The organism is uncultured Streptococcus sp. (assembly GCF_963518475.1).
Taxonomy (GTDB): Bacteria; Bacillota; Bacilli; order Lactobacillales; family Streptococcaceae; genus Streptococcus.
The window spans coordinates 35,138-51,806 of the sequence record NZ_CAUQJA010000013.1; the positions used below are offsets into that span (position 1 = coordinate 35,138).

Consider the following 16,669-nt stretch of genomic DNA (forward strand, 5'->3'; position numbering starts at 1 on the left):
CTTTCTACTCATCTTGAATTGTAATACGATACTGAACACCCGCTTGCTCTGCAGACTCTATAGTAATGGCATAGCGGTCCCCAAAATAGAGCACAAAACGCTCATGGACATTGACAATCCCGATAGATTGCTTTTGATCACTGTAACTGGCTTGGTGTTCAAAATGTCTCTGACTTAATTTTTCTCGAATACTTGCCAGTTTTTCAGCTGACATACCACGGCCATTATCTACCACTAAAATTTCCACAAAACCATCCTGTTTAAGAGCCTTGATGCTAATCACATTATCTGTCCGTCTGTGGTCAACACCATGCGCGAAATAATTTTCTACCAGCGGTTGCAAGGTAAACTTAGGAATCTTCATATTTTCTAACCCTGGGTCTATCTTGAAACCATAGGCAATGGACTTGGGATAGCGAACCATGCAGAGATAGCTATATTTACGACAAAATTCTAATTCCTGTTTGAGAAGAGTTTCTCTTTCGTCGGAAATATTGTTACGCAAAAGACTACTGAATTCATAAATGATATCTGCCAACTCATCTTGACTTTGCATAACTGCATACATGCGCAAGAACTCCAGCGTATTATACATAAAATGAGGATTGATTTGCGCCTGCAAGGCCCGCATATTGGCATCTTTTTGACTAAGCTCTAACTGATAAATATCATGGATATTCTTTTCCAAGCGATCCAACATATCATTGGTCGTCTCCGCGATTAGGAGCAATTCCTGATCCTTTTCAAGCGTATCAATGCGAAGACCTTCTTGTCCTTGGGCAATAGCTTGGATGGAATCCACCAGGTCCACTACCTGCTTTTGATAATTAGCAAAAGTCTTCCTCAAAGTCAGATAGAGAATGACAATAAAGAGAAGGCTCAAGCCCACAATCAAAGCAGAGCTAGCCACTGTTCCTTGTAAAACAAAGTTTTTAGGAACTGCCACCTGAACCTGATATCCATGAGAGGTAAAACCGACAAACCAGTTCTCATGTTCCCTATTGACCCTCTCACCAATATGAAAAATCTCCGTATCAAATGGTGATGTTACAGTCACAGCCATCGGGATATGACCTCGGGTATTGTCAATGGCATGATATAAGACTTCTGGATCCAAGGAGATGTAAATCACTCCTATAGATTGATCCGTTGCTGGGTCCAGAACTGGAATGCCAAAACTATTGGCCTCTGGTTTAAAGGCCTCAGCAGGCAAGATATGACCACTTCTTTTATCCCTTGTTGAAACATAAACTTCTTTAAAATCCTGCAAGACGATTGCAACACCCGTTATAGAGTCATTTTGAACATAAAGATCATCAATGTTTTCATACAGAGAGATAGAAGTTGACGAAGCTGCTTGATGCTCCAATAGCCAATAAAAATACTCAGAAGTTGACAAGCTAAAGTACTTATAAACCCCTTGTATCCGGTCTTGATTGGCTACTAAATCTTGCGCCAGTTGGGCTGACTCCCGATAATAATACTCCACCTCATCGACTGTTCGAGTGGTTACACGTTGGGCTACTCTTTGAGCTTCCTTTTCCCGTGAATCCCAGTCAGCGTAAGAGAGTAAGATTGCAAAACTCGCAATAATAATCATCATAACTGAACTGTAGGTTCTTAGAAGCGTATGTAGCCAAAACTGCTTCATTCTATTTTGTCGCCAATTTTTCATGGATACTTTCATAGACCGGTTCCAACATATCACTGATAAAGAAATGCCACATCCCAATTCCTACAAAGAAAAGTAGGGCAGGCATATAGTAACCAATTGCCACAAGTAGCACTGTCCCAAGGAGAACCTTGGCCACAGGCGCTAAGCTCATAAAGATGCCAATCAAGGATAGTTTGAGACTATTTCGATAGGACAAATCAAAATAAACTTGTAATTTTAAAGATACTGTATAAGCCAAAAAGATCAGGGCAACTACTAGGACATTCAAAAAGGTCGCAATCAAATGAATAATAGTCTGATGAGGCAATTGCACCAAGAGATACAGGCCATAGACCAAAACTAGATTCACCCCTAAAAAGCTATAGAAAATCAGGTTGCTTGAGACGAAATTTTGCTTATAAAGAGACCACGCCTCCTTCAAACTGTATTCCCGAAAGCTATAACCATGTTCTGCATATAGGCTCATCAAGGTGGCACTAGCCGGCGCTAGACCAAGGATAATCCCTCCTGCTAAAGTTAATAGCCAAAAGAAGGCTGTCGCAATCATCCCTAAAAAGAAACGATTAAAGACAAAGTCTAAAAATCTACCCATGATATCCCCCTAAAAATAACTATGAAACTATTATATCATATTTCAAGCGTTTTCAAAAACTTCTAGTATCCATTTACAATCCCATCAAACCGTGGTACAATGAGAATTGTGAAAAAATTATCAGGAGACAATTCATGAAAAAATCTATCTTAACTACACTGCTTTTTGCAGTTCTTTACTTCCTCTGCATGGGGATTGGTGTCCTTTTGGGCAATCTCTTTGACCAAGCTGGAAACATGTTTTATGCGCCTGCCTTTACTGCCCTTGTCGGCGGTAGCGTCTATATGATCCTAGTCGCAAAAGTTCCGCGCTTTGGAGCCATTACCACTATCGGCCTTGTCATTGCCCTCTTTTTCTTGGGAACTAAACACGGTGCCGGTGCCTTCCTTCCTGGAATTATCTGTGGCCTGCTAGCAGATGGAGTCGCTCATCTAGGAAAATACAAGGACCAAACAAAGAATTTCCTTTCTTTCATACTCTTTGCCTTTAGCACATCAGGACCAATCCTACTTATGTGGATTGCGCCCAAAACCTATATGGCAACCCTTCTAGCAAGAGGAAAATCCCAAGAATATATCGACCGTATCATGGTCGCGCTAAATCCTGGAACCGTCCTTCTATTTATCGCAAGTATTGTCATCGGAGCCCTAGTGGGTGCCTTGATTGGACAAGCCTTGAGTAAAAAATTTGCACAGAAAATCTGATAAATAAAAAAGAGCCGTGTGGCTCTTTTTTATTTATGGCTCAATTTTTTGGTCAAGAAATCTCCCAAGAATTGGATTGCAAAGATAATCAAAATGATAATGATGGTTGCCAAGATGGTCACATCGTGATTGTAGCGGTTAAATCCATAAGCGATGGCTACGTTACCCATACCACCAGTTCCAACTGCCCCGGCCATAGCTGTTTCCCCAACAAGGGAAATCAAGGTTACAGTCGTCACACGAATCAAATCTGGAAGGTCTTCTAGTAAGCTTGAGCTTCCTAGGTTAAAATTTTTTACCTGAAAAACTTCCTTTTTCTAGGGATAAAATCAGCCCTATCACACTCACTACCAAAAACACCCACCAACAAAGTCTGATATCTTGTAAAGCTAAGAAGGAAAATACAGACATTCCCAAGGGTAATGTTAGGGAAAAAATCATACTCAAGAGATTATTACTTCTAGCTAATACATCCGCACTCAAATTAGACAGTAACAGAGTATCTAATTTAGGCATTGATTTCGACATCAAATACATGACAAAGGCTAAGCAGGCAACACCTACTAGAGGAGAAAACTCTAAAATATTAGCAGTAGCCAGCAAGACAAACAGAATTGCATTGAGCGATAACAAGCTTGAAAAAGACAATTTCCCAAAATAATCATGGGGAGTTAGGCTACCAAGAATAGCTCCTCCCAAGCTAACACATTCAATTAAAAATAGGGCTTGAGCATAGCTGAGATGATAGATAGTATGGTCTAATAAATAAAAGTGATAAATACCTCCAATAGCTCCTCCCAAAGTATTCATTACCAAAATGACAAGGATCATTTTAAACAAAGATTTACTTTCTCTCTGTCTAAAGATAACATCCATGTCCGCATAGATTTCCTTAACTTGTTGAAGTAAACTAATCGACTTATCCTTTACACTTACAGACAAATGCGTCAATTCTCTTCTATTTTTGAACAAAATGAGGGAAGATAGTAAAAAGAAACCAGCATTCACAATTGCAACAAAAGAAAAATTTTGATGGCTGCTTGTGAGTAGCCACACTCCTAAGGCTTGACCTCCTAGATTTGATAAATAAGAAACAAACTGAGTAAAGGAATAAGCTTCATAGAGCTTATCTTCCGAAATATTATGCTGGATAATCGGCATACGAAGACCTGCTGTATAATCTGATAAAATATCTGAACAGATATTAACCATACAGATAAAAGCAAACGTTACGAAGTTCTGGTCATGAATCACACTAGCAATCAAAAGAAATAGGAGACTTTGCACACAACCAACCCAGATAATTGTCCCTGCTTTATTCCGAGTATGATCAGCCTTAATCCCAACATAAAAAATAAATAGGAAAGGTAAAATCGTAATCATATTAGCCATAAATACTGCTATATTTTTAAAGGGTAGACTCGCAGCATAAACGATAAATACCAGATTATAAATATAAGCTCCACTTGAGCTCAAAAACCTTGATAAGGTCAGTATTCTAAATAAATGATGTCTTAAGAATAGTTTCATAACAGGCCTTTCTCACATTTCAAAGAGTATTCTATTGAATTCAGTCTAACAAAAAAAGCGGGACTCCCCACTTTTTTGTAATATATTTTTTCTGAAAATAGGAACTCTAGCTCCTAGATACTGCTATTTATCACTCCATCTACAAACCCATTTATTTTTCATCAGTCGATGTAATTGGAATATATTACAAATCTTTATTCGAGAGCTGACTTGCAAAATAGTTTTCATAGTATCTTGCACCATCTACATATTCTAAATCTTGTAAGATTGCAATGCCTCTCTGGATTTTTTCAAGACCCTTATTTTTTACACTAAAAATAGTATCATAATACCCTTTAGCAATCATATAAATGATTTTAAGATAAGCTTGAGATTCTGGCAATTCTCGTTTTTCAATCTGAAAAACAAAATAGTCTGCTTTTAATTTATCCTTTTCCTCTATCGCTTTAAAGAGTCCATTAATTAAAATGGTGTCAATACCGACTTTGTTACTAGGTAAAGAGCCTAATAAATCCGTCTTTTGTAACATCTCCCTAGAATATTTAAAATAGAGGGGCAGAGGGAACAAAGTAGAAATCGTTGAAAATAGTTCTAATTCATAATTTCCCCAGATATCAATAGTAAAAAAATAGTCATAGAGAAAAGTCAGTTCTTCATCCGTTGCTCGTATTTCTGAATCAAAAAACACAAGAAGGCTTTTGATACGAATCATTTGTAAAAGATAGCTTGTTTTAGCACTTGATCTGTACTTTTTAGTCGTCTCTTCATACAAGGATTGGAGAGAATCAATCCCTTCTCTGTCATATAGTTCCCAGAGATTTTCTTGAAAAGCCAAAATCTGTTTCTGAGAAAAACCACGTACCAAGTACATAAATTCGTTCAAATCAGAGTGGATGTTATCTAAGGCAGTAATCAATTTCATAGATGATAAGTCTGCTTCTCCACGCTCAAATTTGCTCAGCATGGAATAAGTAAACTCTCCTCCCGTCGCCTCCTGTAGAGATATATTCCGACTCTTTCTCAATTCTTTAAAAACTTCTCCCAGATTTTGCATATTGACTCCCCACAATTCTTAACTCTCTTACTCTTAAAAGTAACGGTTGATAGCAACTAGTACAGAGAATTTTAAGTCTTGACTATAACGACAACTCCTATGAATTGATGTACAGATGGCCTAGCTCTTTTTTATTTATGGCTCAATTTCTTGGTCAAGAAGTCTCCCAAGAATTGGATTGCAAAGATAATCAAAATGATAATGATGGTTGCCAAGATAGTTACATCGTGATTGTAGCGGTTAAATCCATAGGCAATGGCTACGTTACCGATACCGCCAGCTCCAACCGCACCGGCCATAGCTGTTTCACCAACAAGTGAAATCAAGGTCACAGTCGTCACACGAATCAAATCTGGGAGGCCTTCTGATAGGTAAACTCCCACGATATCCCAGAATGTCGCTCCGCTCGCTTGAGCCGCCTCAATGACACCACCATCTAGCTCAGCCAAGACAACCTGAACTTGACGGGCAAAGAAGGCAAAGACCGCAAAAGATAGGGGTACAATAGCCGCATTTGGCCCGATACTTGTCCCTACGATTAGGTGTGAGAAGGGGGACAAGACTGCCAAGAGAATGATAAATGGCACCGCACGGAAAATAGAGGTAATCTTATCCAAAATCCAGAAAACGACTTTATTTTCCAAGACACCACCTGGCGCTGTCAAGACAAGGAAGAGACCTGCAACTAGCCCCAAGAAACCTCCGATGATGAAGGAAAGAACTGTCATATAGAGGGTTAGGTAGATGGCTGTTCCCCAGCCTGCTTGACCAGCCCAGCCCATTTTATAGACATTTGGTAAATAGGTTTGAATCAATGATTCCATCTTACTGTCCTCCCTTCAATATTTTTAGCTGCACACCTGCTTGACGAATGGCTTCTTGAGCACCTGCCAGCGCTGCTTTTTCACCTGACAAAACCACCACCAATTCTCCGACAGGAGTGCCATCGAGAATTTCGATATTCCCATAGAGGATATTAGCCGTTACTTGGTAATGCTTGTACAATTCATTCAAAAGTGGCTCGTCTGTTGAAGCACCTGCATACTTGAGTTGCACCAAAAGACTATTTTCAGACAGATGTTCCACGATTTCTTGCTTCTCAATCTTGACCATAGCTTCGTCAATACCTGTAGCTGTTGAGATAAAATCTTGGGTCAAGGGTTGTTTAGGGTCTGAGAAGATTTCAAGAACACTGCCCTCTTCAATCAAATGCCCATCCTGCATAACTGCCACACGATTGGCAATATCTTTGACAATCTGCATTTCATGCGTAATCAAGACAACAGTTAAGCCTAATTTTTGGTTCAAATCTTGCAACAAGGCCAAAATCTGCTTGGTTGTCTTAGGGTCAAGGGCAGAAGTTGACTCATCTGAAATCAAGATTTTTGGATCATTTGCCAAGGCACGCGCAATGGCCACACGCTGTTTTTGCCCTCCAGATAATTGTGAAGGGTAGTTTTCAGCACGGTCTGCCAAGCCAACCAAGTCCAACAACTTGGCTACTTTAGCCTTCTTCTCTTCCTTGCTGAGTCCAGAATGTTTAAGAGCGAAGGCTACATTCTCCTCTGCCGTCTTCTGACTCATCAGGTTAAAATGCTGGAAAATCATCCCGATATCTTGACGTTTACGACGCAACTGCTCTGCCGTCAAAGTCACCTTACCATCAAAAATCACATCGTCGTCAATGGTGATTTTCCCTGCAGATGGTTTTTGCAAGAGGTTAATCACCCGTACAAGGGTTGATTTCCCTGCTCCAGAATATCCAACGATTCCGTAGATATCCCCTTCTTGGATGTGAATGGTCACATCCTTGACCGCTGTGATGGTTCTCTTCTTTTGATGAAAAGTCACATCGATCTGATCTAACTTGATAATATCTCTACTCATAGCTTCTAATCAGCTCCTCTACTAATTCAATATGGGTGTAATAATCGGCGATTCGCACATTTTCATCTCCACCGTGGTCTCGGCTATTGGCATTTCCTAGACCGAAGGCCACCATGGGCACCTTTAGGGCATCAAAGACCGTATGCATAGGCCCTGTCCCCGCTGTCGTCGGCAAGACTGAAACGCCCTGTGGATAGAATTTCTTGGCCAACTCGATTACATTAAGAATGGCTGGCGCGCTCATATCGCTTCGATAGCTCATCTCTCCCAAGGTATAGTATAATTCTACCTTATCAAAGCCATTTTTGTCTAGCTGTTTCCGAATTTTTTCCAGAACATCATGCGGTTCTAGACCAGGAACCAAACGAACCTCTAGCTTAGCACTGGCTTCTGCAGGCAAAATCGTTTTGACTCCTTGCCCTTGGTAACCTGACTGAATCCCTTCGATATTAAGGGCCGGCTCAAAAAAGAAACGTTTTAGAAAGGCTGCACGCTCCTCTTGTAAGAGAGGCAATTCCAAACCATAAATCTGGCTGATTTCTCCTGGATTTCGTTGAGCATATGTATCCACCAAGGCCAATTCTCGCTCATTTGGCTCTTGAACTTCTTCGTACAAACCTTCAACCAAGATACGGCCATCTGCGGCACGAAGAGACTGTAGAGCTTGAAGGAGGTACCAAGGAGCTGTTTCTACAACCCCACCATAACTAGAATGGATATCCACATCAGCACTTTTCACCTTGGCATCAAAGGTCACAATTCCTTTATTTCCACCAGAAATTTCCAACTGTTCCAAGGCATTTTTGGTTCCTTGTTCCCAGACCAACAAATCTGCACCACGGAGTTTATCCGCATGTTTTTCCAGATACTTATCCAGGTCTGTCGAAGCCGATTCCTCCGCCCCCTCCATGATAAAACTGATATTGACAGGCAGGTCATCATGGTGTTGCATATATTTCCTCAAAGCACTCAAACGAGCTGTGATATGACCCTTGTCGTCATCAACCCCACGCCCATACATGAAACCATTGCGGACCGAAAGCGTAAAGGGATCCTCCGTCCACACCTGATCTCCGTCCGCTGGCACAGTGTCATAGTGGTTATAGAAAATCAAGGTCTTAGCATCTGGGCGCGAACTCTTGAAATGCGCCATGACAAAGGGAGCCGTATAAGTCTCATCAATCTCCACTTCAGCCCCAACACGCTTGAAAATCTCACCCAGATAGTTTGCGACTTCTTTAAGTCCAACCTGCTGGGCAAAGACCGATTTCTTAGAAATCAAGGTACGCAAAACCTCAAAATAATGCTGGGCTACATGATCTTTTTCAAATTTTTCGATCTGTTCTTGTTCGCTAGGAAAAACCATATTCTCTCTACCTTTCTATGAACCTATAGTCTTCTTTACAATCCATGCTCTATACAAAAGCAAGAGGTGGAATTTTCTCTCCCACCTCCCTGTTTCTTATTACCAAACTGGTTGATCCAAACCGTCTGATGTTTCTTCGATAACTTTTTTCACGTCATCTGTGTGGTAAGCTGCGATCACTTTCTTGATAGCATCAGCTTTTGGTGATGTTTCCCAATCTTTTTTCGCAACGATAATGTTGTACCATTGTTTTGAGTTTTCATCAGCTTGTTCTTTGAAAAGTGCTTTCTTGTAGTCCAATTTTGCTTCTGTAACGAAGGTATTGTTTACAACGGCAGCGTCAACTGATGACAATGAACGAGCTGTTTGGCTAGCATCCAATTCAGTGATTTTCAAGTTCTTTGGATTTTCTTTGATGTTAGCAACTGTTGCAAGAGCAGTTCCTGAAACGTCCAATTTAATCAAGCCAGCTGATTGAAGCAAGTAAAGCGCACGGCTTTCGTTTGTGGCATCATTCGGTACAGCGATTTCTCCGTTTGCTGGGATGTCTTCTACTTTAGTGTACTTGTTGTCACTTCCATTCAAACCTGAGTAAAGACGGATTGGAGAAATGTAAGTATCCGCAATCGCTACAAGGTCTTTCCCGTTTTCTTTGTTCCAGTTGTTCAAGAAGTTGTAGTGTTGGAAAGCGTTCAAATCTACTTCGCCATCAGCAGTTGCCTTGTTTGGTTGTGAGTAGTCTGTGAACTCTGTAAATTCCAAGGTAATGCCGTCTTTTTTAACCAATTCTTGGATTTTGTCCCAACGTTTTTCTTCAGAACCGCTACGGTTAACAGTTGCGATTTTGATAGTTGTTGCATTGTCTGCTTTCTTTTCTGAGTTTCCGCAAGCGGCAAGAGTCAAACCTGCGACTGTAGCAAGGGCTGCTACACCAAGCCATTTTTTGATTTTCATGATTCTTTCTCCTTAAAAATAATACCGTACTAGTATCTCACAATTTGTTTGATTTCACAAATTGTTATTAGATAGTCAGATATATAGTTTAAAACTATATCCCTAAAAACTGAGAAATCACCCACCTTACTAAGAATGGATGATTTCAAAAAATTATTTAATATCAGCTTCTGCTGGTAGATAAGTGTCGCCGAAGAATTGTTTAGACAGTTTTTCAAGAGTTCCGTCTTTGTAGAGTTCTTGGATGCGTTTGTCCACAAATGTTTTCAACTCATCTTGACCTTGAGCAAGAAGTGGGTAAACGTAAGGTTGTTGGTCGCTTGGAAGTTCAATGACTTTCAAGTTGTCCAAGCCTTGGTTCTTGATAACTGTTTCAACACCGATTTTATCAAAAATCTTATAGTCAAATTGTCCATCGCTCAAACGTACCATGATTTGTTGGAAGTCTGCCTTAGTATAGTTAAGGATAGTTGGGTTGTCCGGGTGTTCAGCGTTGTATGCTTCTAACTGCTTAGCTGATGTGGTGGCTTGAACGACTTCCGTCGATTTTCCACCGATATCAGCGAGAGACTTGATGCTAGAGTCATCTTTCTTCACTACAAGGACATTAGGGTTTTGGGCAATTGGTGCGGCATAGAGGTATTTCTCCGCACGTTCTTTAGTGTAGCTAAGATTGTTGACAGCCATATTGTAACGGTCAGCGTCAAGACCAGCAAATACACCTGACCATTCTGTCTTTTCAAACTTGACATCATATTTGTCAGAGTCTTTAAAGATAGCGCGAACGACTTCAATCTCGTAACCAGTCAATTCGCCATTTTCTTCATAGATAAATGGTTTTGGCGAGCCATTGGTTGCAACGATGATTTCTTTCTTGCTAGCTGCTTCTCCTTCTTTCTTAGCACCCCCTGAGCAAGCTGCTAACACACCTGCAGCAATAAGCCCTAGAGCTGCAAGAGATGAGTATTTAACGATTTTTTTCATGTCATTTCCTCCAAAATAGAATACCTTATAATCTTAACAGAAAAAGAGCATTTACGCCATTATATGATATCTATCTCTGTGATAGGTTTTCTTTATGGCTAATTTAAAAGACCAAACGCAAGATGGCAATCAAGACCACTCCGAAGAGAACCGTTCCGACTAGATTACGGTAGCGAAAGGCTACCCAAGCTGTTGGAAAGACGGCTAAGAAGTCCAGCCATTTGATTTGAGGAAGACTGCCAACCTTGCCTGTCACTACGCTTGAAAGAATCAAGGCAAAGATAATAGAAACGGGCAAGAACTTCAAAAAACGCTCAACAATCGCAGGCAGACCCTTATACTTGACCAAGATGAAGGGAATCATTCGGGGAATCCAAGTCACCAAGCCAGAGAAAATAACTGCTAATAAAAGATACTTACTGACCATCTAAAACCACCCCCATTGTACAACCAAGTAGCGTCGCAAAGAGAACAGCTAGCGACTGAGACACCACTGTCAAGAGTAAAAAGAAGGACACCGCAACAACTGCTAGGATAATAAGCAGATTGCGGACAGGAATCCGTCTTTGCATAATCTGGAATTGCGAAGCAAAAATACCAATAAACATCCCAACCAAGGCAAAATCTAAACCAAAGATTTCTGGATTTGGCAACAGGCCACCTAGAGCCGTTCCGACCACTGTTCCCACAAACCAAGCCACATAGCTGTTGAGATTGTTTCCGTGCATCCACATAGGATTGACCTTGTCTGCATGGGCCAATTCGCCCATCAAAACGCCATAAGTCTCATCTGTCAAGATACTAGACATACCGATATTGTGCCAGAGACTGGTATGACGGAAGTAGGTCGATGCGTGCAAGCTCAGCAAAAAGAGACGCAAATTAATCAAAAAGACCGTCATAGCAATGGCCGCCACAGGTGCTTGAACCGCAATCAGTGCCAACATGGCAAACTGGGCGCTTCCAGCATAAACAAAGAGGCTCATCAAGCCCATCTCAACAGGTGTCACATAGGGCGCACCGATAATCCCACAGGCCAGTCCGATACTGACATAGCCAAGGGCCGTTGGCATGGCTGCCTGCGCCCCCTCCCAAAATCCTTTTTCTTTCATCTTTCTCCTCATATTATCTTAATAAATGGGCTGAATCAGTTCCAGCCACAGCATGGACTATTATAACACATTCAGGAAAGAGAAAAAAGTCTGCTGATTTTGACCATCATAAAAAGACTGGCAATCCAGTCTCAAACATATATTATACAAATTCTCCGCTAGATACTTTCACGGATATTCAGGAGCATGAAAAAGGCAACTAGAAGAAATAGCAATAAAACAAAGCTAATAGAAATAGTTACTAAGACTATAATCATTTTTATGAAAAGGATACCTAAAAATGCGATTACAAACAAATATAAGAGTATTCAGTAAGGAAATAAACTAAATGGGTAGAATACCTAGGAACACTCTTCCTAAAATATTACTAAGCAAATGAAATTACAGCAACGGTAAAATTTGACCAATGCCATTGTAGACTATATGCAGCCCAATAGGCCAATAAATAGACTTTGTCACTCTAAACAAGACTGCAAATATGAGACCACCACCCATATATACAAAAAAGTCTGTTAAGACCCAACCATGGCCACTAATGTGTAAGATTCCAAATAATATAGCTGAGCCAAGCACATCTAGTCCCCACTTCTTTCCTTTTTCCAGAGCTGTCATCACTAATCCACGATAAATCATCTCTTCAAAAATGGGACCTGCAATCACAGGATAGAAAAAATACATCAAAAATGCTGTAGCTCCTGTAAAAGTAGGAACATCCAGTTGATAAGAAATTGCATTTTTGGTAGGCGGAAAAAGAAAAAAGGTGACGAAATTCCAAACAACAAAAGCAAGAAGAGCTAGGAAGGAATAGAAAAGATAGGAACCTTTAAATTTTCTACTGTTAATTTTCTGCCATTTCCCTGACCAAACCATAACAATAAAAGCAAGCAGAACCACAAGAAAATTTAACAGCATATCCGACAAATAATAGGCAAAGTCGGATAAACCAGCAGCAAGATCGCTATGTAAAAGCAAACGAATGAAGAACTGGTCAGCAACAACTAGTAGAATAGCTATAATAAAGTAATAGCGTGAGATTATCTTTTTCATCCTATTTTCTCCTATATTACGAAATAAAGAAAGCCCTAACCCAAACAAAGGCAAGGGCTTTAAATATCAACGACGACGATTAACAGTGGAAGAATCATGGTTAAAATTTTTCTCCCAGAAATTAGTGATTGACCAAGGTGTCCCGAACCCTCCCCATGCACCGCTTGGGATATTGCCAAGATACACAAGATCTCCTCCATAAACCTTCTCCAACTCAGCTTCTGTCAATTCCATTGTTTCTGCAAATTGTAAATTTAACATCTTTTACACTCCTTTAATTATCTTCATTTGTAAACCACTTCTGCGACCTAGGATTTGCTTCAAATGTTTTACAAGGACAGTATAACACGGAAATTGGCTTATTTTAGAAAATCGCATATTTGATATTTTTTCTTATAGAAATTTCAGATTTGCGATTTTGGTAGATTTGATTATTTCACTGGTATAATAAAGTTACTACTAACAAGGAGGGATATAATGATGAAGAAAAGAAAAATCCAACTGATACTCCTGCTTATTTCGGAGTGGGTGATTGTCTTCCCGTTTCTAATTAATCGATAAGTTCTTTGTATTGCTGAAAACGCAATTCGAAGAGGGCTAGCAATTGTGGATTTTCTAATACTTGCAGAGATTGGATAAAGTGTTCAATCTCTTTTTGATTGCTTCCTTTGGTTTGAAGAAAGACACTCATTTTCTTTAAAAATTGCCACGATACTTTCTCAAAAACATCGTACGGACGCAACATGCTCTCCAACTCGGCTTCGAAGATTGGGATGTATGAGAAAAGTTTTCGCTCCATGAGTTCTGATAAGATATTTAAGAGTCCTTGCTTCATATACAACCGATTATGTACCAACTCCTTAAATTCTTTAGACTTCTCAATTAAAGCGGTCGATAAAAATATCAAATCTTGATTGCTCAAGAAGGGTATGGTATTGCAAAAGAGATAGAGTTCAAACTAGGTCCAAGACTCGATAGCATAGAGTTACCTGGTCAAAAATTCGCTATCCTCCTCTGTTAGCAGATAGCTCTTATTTAAGGAATGGATGGCATTTTTAATCACAATAGCATTCAAACGACGATAGGTCTGCGCCATCTGTTCTTGCTCGACTTCCTCCAACAGTTGCTCTAAGCCAGCTATATCTTGGTGGGCAAAGCGATCCACAATCCTTTTACCAAATCGCATATGTGGAGATTCTTGGTAGTTGTTGAGTTTGTGACCAAACTCATCGAAGGTCACATTAATCCCTTGTATGGCTAGAATCAGCTTGTCTGCAGATAGCATAGACTGCCCTAGTTCAAACTTGGATAGCTGAGATGCCGTTAGTCCATCACAAGCCACATCTGACTGCTTGAGCTTTCTAGCCAGCCGCAATTCCTTGTAAAATTCTCCCAATTCCATTCTCTCAATCATCTGACCACCTCCTATTTTTTATATAGTATATCATTATTTACAATTATTTGTCAAAATATTCTGACATTTAAGAGGGCAAAAAAGCCAGCCTTAAGCTGACTCTTTATTCCATAGTATCAAAAGCGAGACTTGGTTTGGCATTGAGGTCCAAGTTTGCAAAGTTTTCTTTGTTCCACTCGCTGACGCTGGCATAGGCAATCATTCCTGCATTGTCTCCGCAGAGGCGCAGAGGTGGAATGATGACCTTGACATCTGTGATTTCAGTTGCTAGGCGTTCTCTGAGACCTTTATTGGCTGCCACACCACCTGCCACGACAAGGGTTTTAACAGGATATTTATCCAAAGCCTTCTTAGTTTTTGCCATAAGAATATCCAAGACAGCTGCTTGGAAGGAAGCACACAAATCCTCTGTGGACAAACTTTCTCCCTTTTGCTCGGCATTGTGGTGAAGATTGATAAAGGCAGACTTCAAACCAGAGAATGAAAACTCCAGATTATCTTCCTTAATCATGGCACGGGGGAAATCATAAATATCCTGCCCCTGATGAGCCAGCTCGTCAATCTCACGACCTGCAGGATAGGTTAAGCCCATGACACGGCCGACCTTATCATAAGCCTCACCAACCGCGTCATCTCGCGTTTCCCCAACAATCTTGTAATCTCCAGCCTCCGAAACATAAACCAACTCTGTGTGTCCACCGCTAACCAAAAGGGCTAGCAAGGGAAACTCCAAAGACTCCACACTCTGAGCGGCCATGAGGTGACCGGCCATGTGGTTAACAGGGATAAGTGGAAGTCCATGTGCCCAAGCAAAGGCCTTAGCAGCTGACAAGCCAACTAGCAAGGCTCCGACCAAGCCCGGTCCATAGGTAACCGCCACAGCTGTTACGTCCTCTTCTGTAATCTCTGCTTCTGCTAGCGCCTCCTCGATACAGACTGTAATGACCTCGACATGGTGACGACTGGCTACTTCAGGCACTACGCCACCGAAACGTTTATGGCTCTCAATTTGACTAGCAATGACATTGGACAAGAGCTCATCGTCGTTTTTCAAGACGGCAACACTGGTCTCATCACAGGATGTCTCAAATGCTAAAATATATCTATCCTTCATCTATTTCTCTCTTCATGATGATGGCGTCCTCGACTGGATCATGGTAGTAGGCCTTTCGCTCAGCGATGACTGCCATCTTTTCTTTCTTGTAAAATGCTTGCGCTCGTTGATTTGACTTTCTGACTTCGAGGAAAATCTCCTTGTCTGTCGGCAATTGAGCAAACAAGGCTGACGCAATTCCCTGACCCTGATAGGCTCCTTTAGCAGCGATTTGCAAGACTTCTGCCTCAAAGATATTTTCCTGCACAGCTAGAAATCCAATCACTTCGGACCCATCATAAGCCAAAGAATACCAAGTCTGGTCTTGGGACAGGTCTGCTTGAATTTGTTCTAGCGTCCAAGGACTGACTGGGTAAACAGCTGCCATAACAGCGTAGATGGCTTGAGCCAAGTCAGGCTGCTGTTGGATTCGTTTAATTTCTATCATAGGCGTTTAATGTAAGACTCACCAGACTCGGTGTGGTTCTTGAGCCAGTTTTCCTCAGCCTCGACACGTTTGAGGTAGTTCGGCACAAAATCATGCACGGAGTCTGCTTCCTTGTCCCAAGCCAAAAGAGCAAGATTGGCTGCATTAGGCAAGGTTTCTTTGTAATTAGTCCTTGGTAAATGTTCTTGAATCTGCTCCACAAAGGCTCCAACTTCTCCGACAAAGGTTACCTGGCTAGCACCCTTGACTTTTTCTAACACCTCTTCAAAAGATAGGTGCGCTTCTGACATGACAGGTTTGGCATTTTCATAAAATCCTGCATAAACATTGTTGCGACGTGCATCCATCAAAGGAACGAACAAGCCTTCTTGTTGATATGGCACCAGAGCCAAGAGACTAGACATACCAACCAACTCGATGTTCAGAGTGTGAGCTAAGGTTTTAGCAGTTGCTACCGCGATTCGCAAACCTGTGTAGCTACCTGGCCCTTCCGCTACCACGATTCGGTCCAAATCCTTGGGCGTCCAATCCAAACTTGCCATCAAAAAATCGATGGCAGGCATGAGGGTAATACTGTGATTTTTCTTGATATTAATCGTCGTCTCGGCAAGAATCTGCTTGTCCTCTAAAATAGCGAGAGAAAGAGCCTTGCTGGACGTATCAAAAGCTAATACTTTCATAACACATTCCTATCTTTTTGTCTGCTTACTATTATACTACAAAAGCTGGCACATGGGAATTTTCTTTACCCCCAAAATCATGACCACCCGTCAAACGGGTGGTTTGTCCCAGGGCTATAAGCCCAAATT

At 41.0% G+C, this 16,669-nt stretch carries 17 protein-coding genes and 2 pseudogenes; 1 reads left to right on the plus strand and 18 read right to left on the minus strand.

The features are described 5' to 3' along the window. Window positions 1–4 precede the first annotated feature (4 nt). Together RYK12_RS06600 and RYK12_RS06605 are read right to left on the minus strand one after the other, a co-directional pair. Window positions 5–1,675 (minus strand): sensor histidine kinase, encoded by a 1,671-nt coding sequence (locus RYK12_RS06600; protein ID WP_314847923.1) that lies wholly within the window; start codon window positions 1,673–1,675, stop codon window positions 5–7. Beyond that, window positions 1,653–2,267 carry a YesL family protein gene (locus tag RYK12_RS06605; protein WP_314847926.1) on the minus strand — a complete coding sequence of 205 codons (615 nt, stop codon included), beginning with the start codon at window positions 2,265–2,267 and terminating at the stop codon, window positions 1,653–1,655. The genes RYK12_RS06600 and RYK12_RS06605 overlap by 23 nt, the downstream gene beginning before the upstream one ends. 134 nt (window positions 2,268–2,401) lie before the next feature. On the opposite strand from RYK12_RS06605, the gene RYK12_RS06610 reads away from it, so the two are divergent. Continuing rightward, on the plus strand, window positions 2,402–2,971 hold the full coding sequence (locus tag RYK12_RS06610) for an MptD family putative ECF transporter S component (protein ID WP_125851557.1): 570 nt from the start codon (window positions 2,402–2,404) through the stop codon (window positions 2,969–2,971). A 29-nt stretch (window positions 2,972–3,000) separates the two neighbouring features. Here RYK12_RS06610 and RYK12_RS06615 read toward each other — a convergent pair. From RYK12_RS06615 to tsaB, 16 genes and pseudogenes are all read right to left on the minus strand, one after another. Continuing rightward, window positions 3,001–3,240, minus strand: a pseudogene (locus tag RYK12_RS06615) (ABC transporter permease); the annotation flags it as partial. A gap of 16 nt (window positions 3,241–3,256) precedes the next feature. After that, on the minus strand, window positions 3,257–4,501 hold the full coding sequence (locus RYK12_RS06620; RefSeq protein ID WP_314847930.1) for a transporter: 1,245 nt from the start codon (window positions 4,499–4,501) through the stop codon (window positions 3,257–3,259). A 184-nt stretch (window positions 4,502–4,685) separates the two neighbouring features. Continuing rightward, window positions 4,686–5,465 carry an Rgg/GadR/MutR family transcriptional regulator gene (locus RYK12_RS06625; RefSeq protein WP_314847932.1) on the minus strand — a complete coding sequence of 260 codons (780 nt, stop codon included), beginning with the start codon at window positions 5,463–5,465 and terminating at the stop codon, window positions 4,686–4,688. A gap of 221 nt (window positions 5,466–5,686) precedes the next feature. Next, window positions 5,687–6,379: a methionine ABC transporter permease gene (locus RYK12_RS06630; RefSeq protein WP_000444647.1), complete on the minus strand. Its 693-nt coding sequence runs from the start codon at window positions 6,377–6,379 to the stop codon at window positions 5,687–5,689. A 1-nt stretch (window position 6,380) separates the two neighbouring features. Next, window positions 6,381–7,442, minus strand: coding sequence for a methionine ABC transporter ATP-binding protein (locus tag RYK12_RS06635; RefSeq protein ID WP_261141512.1), 1,062 nt, complete (start codon window positions 7,440–7,442; stop codon window positions 6,381–6,383). Next, window positions 7,435–8,808, minus strand: coding sequence for a M20/M25/M40 family metallo-hydrolase (locus RYK12_RS06640; RefSeq protein ID WP_314847934.1), 1,374 nt, complete (start codon window positions 8,806–8,808; stop codon window positions 7,435–7,437). The genes RYK12_RS06635 and RYK12_RS06640 overlap by 8 nt, the downstream gene beginning before the upstream one ends. Before the next feature lie 99 nt (window positions 8,809–8,907). Beyond that, the gene (locus RYK12_RS06645) at window positions 8,908–9,762 is read right to left on the minus strand and encodes a MetQ/NlpA family ABC transporter substrate-binding protein (RefSeq protein ID WP_033680839.1); all 855 of its coding nucleotides are present in this window, start codon (window positions 9,760–9,762) and stop codon (window positions 8,908–8,910) included. Between the two features lie 153 nt (window positions 9,763–9,915). Then, a complete protein-coding gene (locus RYK12_RS06650) occupies window positions 9,916–10,746 on the minus strand; it encodes an amino acid ABC transporter substrate-binding protein (RefSeq protein ID WP_314847936.1) in 831 nt (276 codons plus the stop codon). A gap of 103 nt (window positions 10,747–10,849) precedes the next feature. Next, on the minus strand, window positions 10,850–11,173 hold the full coding sequence (locus RYK12_RS06655; protein ID WP_050090006.1) for an AzlD domain-containing protein: 324 nt from the start codon (window positions 11,171–11,173) through the stop codon (window positions 10,850–10,852). Continuing rightward, window positions 11,163–11,858: an AzlC family ABC transporter permease gene (locus RYK12_RS06660; RefSeq protein WP_078135725.1), complete on the minus strand. Its 696-nt coding sequence runs from the start codon at window positions 11,856–11,858 to the stop codon at window positions 11,163–11,165. Before RYK12_RS06660 ends, RYK12_RS06655 begins: the two co-directional genes overlap by 11 nt. A 381-nt stretch (window positions 11,859–12,239) precedes the next feature. Next, window positions 12,240–12,905 carry a CPBP family intramembrane glutamic endopeptidase gene (locus RYK12_RS06665; RefSeq protein ID WP_045612398.1) on the minus strand — a complete coding sequence of 222 codons (666 nt, stop codon included), beginning with the start codon at window positions 12,903–12,905 and terminating at the stop codon, window positions 12,240–12,242. A 66-nt stretch (window positions 12,906–12,971) separates the two neighbouring features. Next, window positions 12,972–13,166, minus strand: coding sequence for a peptide pheromone VP1 (locus RYK12_RS06670; protein ID WP_000933465.1), 195 nt, complete (start codon window positions 13,164–13,166; stop codon window positions 12,972–12,974). A 289-nt stretch (window positions 13,167–13,455) separates the two neighbouring features. Then, window positions 13,456–14,319: pseudogene (locus RYK12_RS06675) on the minus strand (helix-turn-helix domain-containing protein). A 103-nt stretch (window positions 14,320–14,422) separates the two neighbouring features. Next, a complete protein-coding gene (tsaD, locus tag RYK12_RS06680) occupies window positions 14,423–15,433 on the minus strand; it encodes a tRNA (adenosine(37)-N6)-threonylcarbamoyltransferase complex transferase subunit TsaD (RefSeq protein WP_314847942.1) in 1,011 nt (336 codons plus the stop codon). Then, complete coding sequence (gene rimI, locus RYK12_RS06685) at window positions 15,423–15,860, minus strand: ribosomal protein S18-alanine N-acetyltransferase (RefSeq protein WP_314847943.1); 438 nt, start codon at window positions 15,858–15,860, stop codon at window positions 15,423–15,425. Before rimI ends, tsaD begins: the two co-directional genes overlap by 11 nt. Next, window positions 15,857–16,540: a tRNA (adenosine(37)-N6)-threonylcarbamoyltransferase complex dimerization subunit type 1 TsaB gene (gene tsaB, locus RYK12_RS06690; RefSeq protein ID WP_261141507.1), complete on the minus strand. Its 684-nt coding sequence runs from the start codon at window positions 16,538–16,540 to the stop codon at window positions 15,857–15,859. The genes rimI and tsaB overlap by 4 nt, the downstream gene beginning before the upstream one ends. Window positions 16,541–16,669 lie beyond the last annotated feature (129 nt).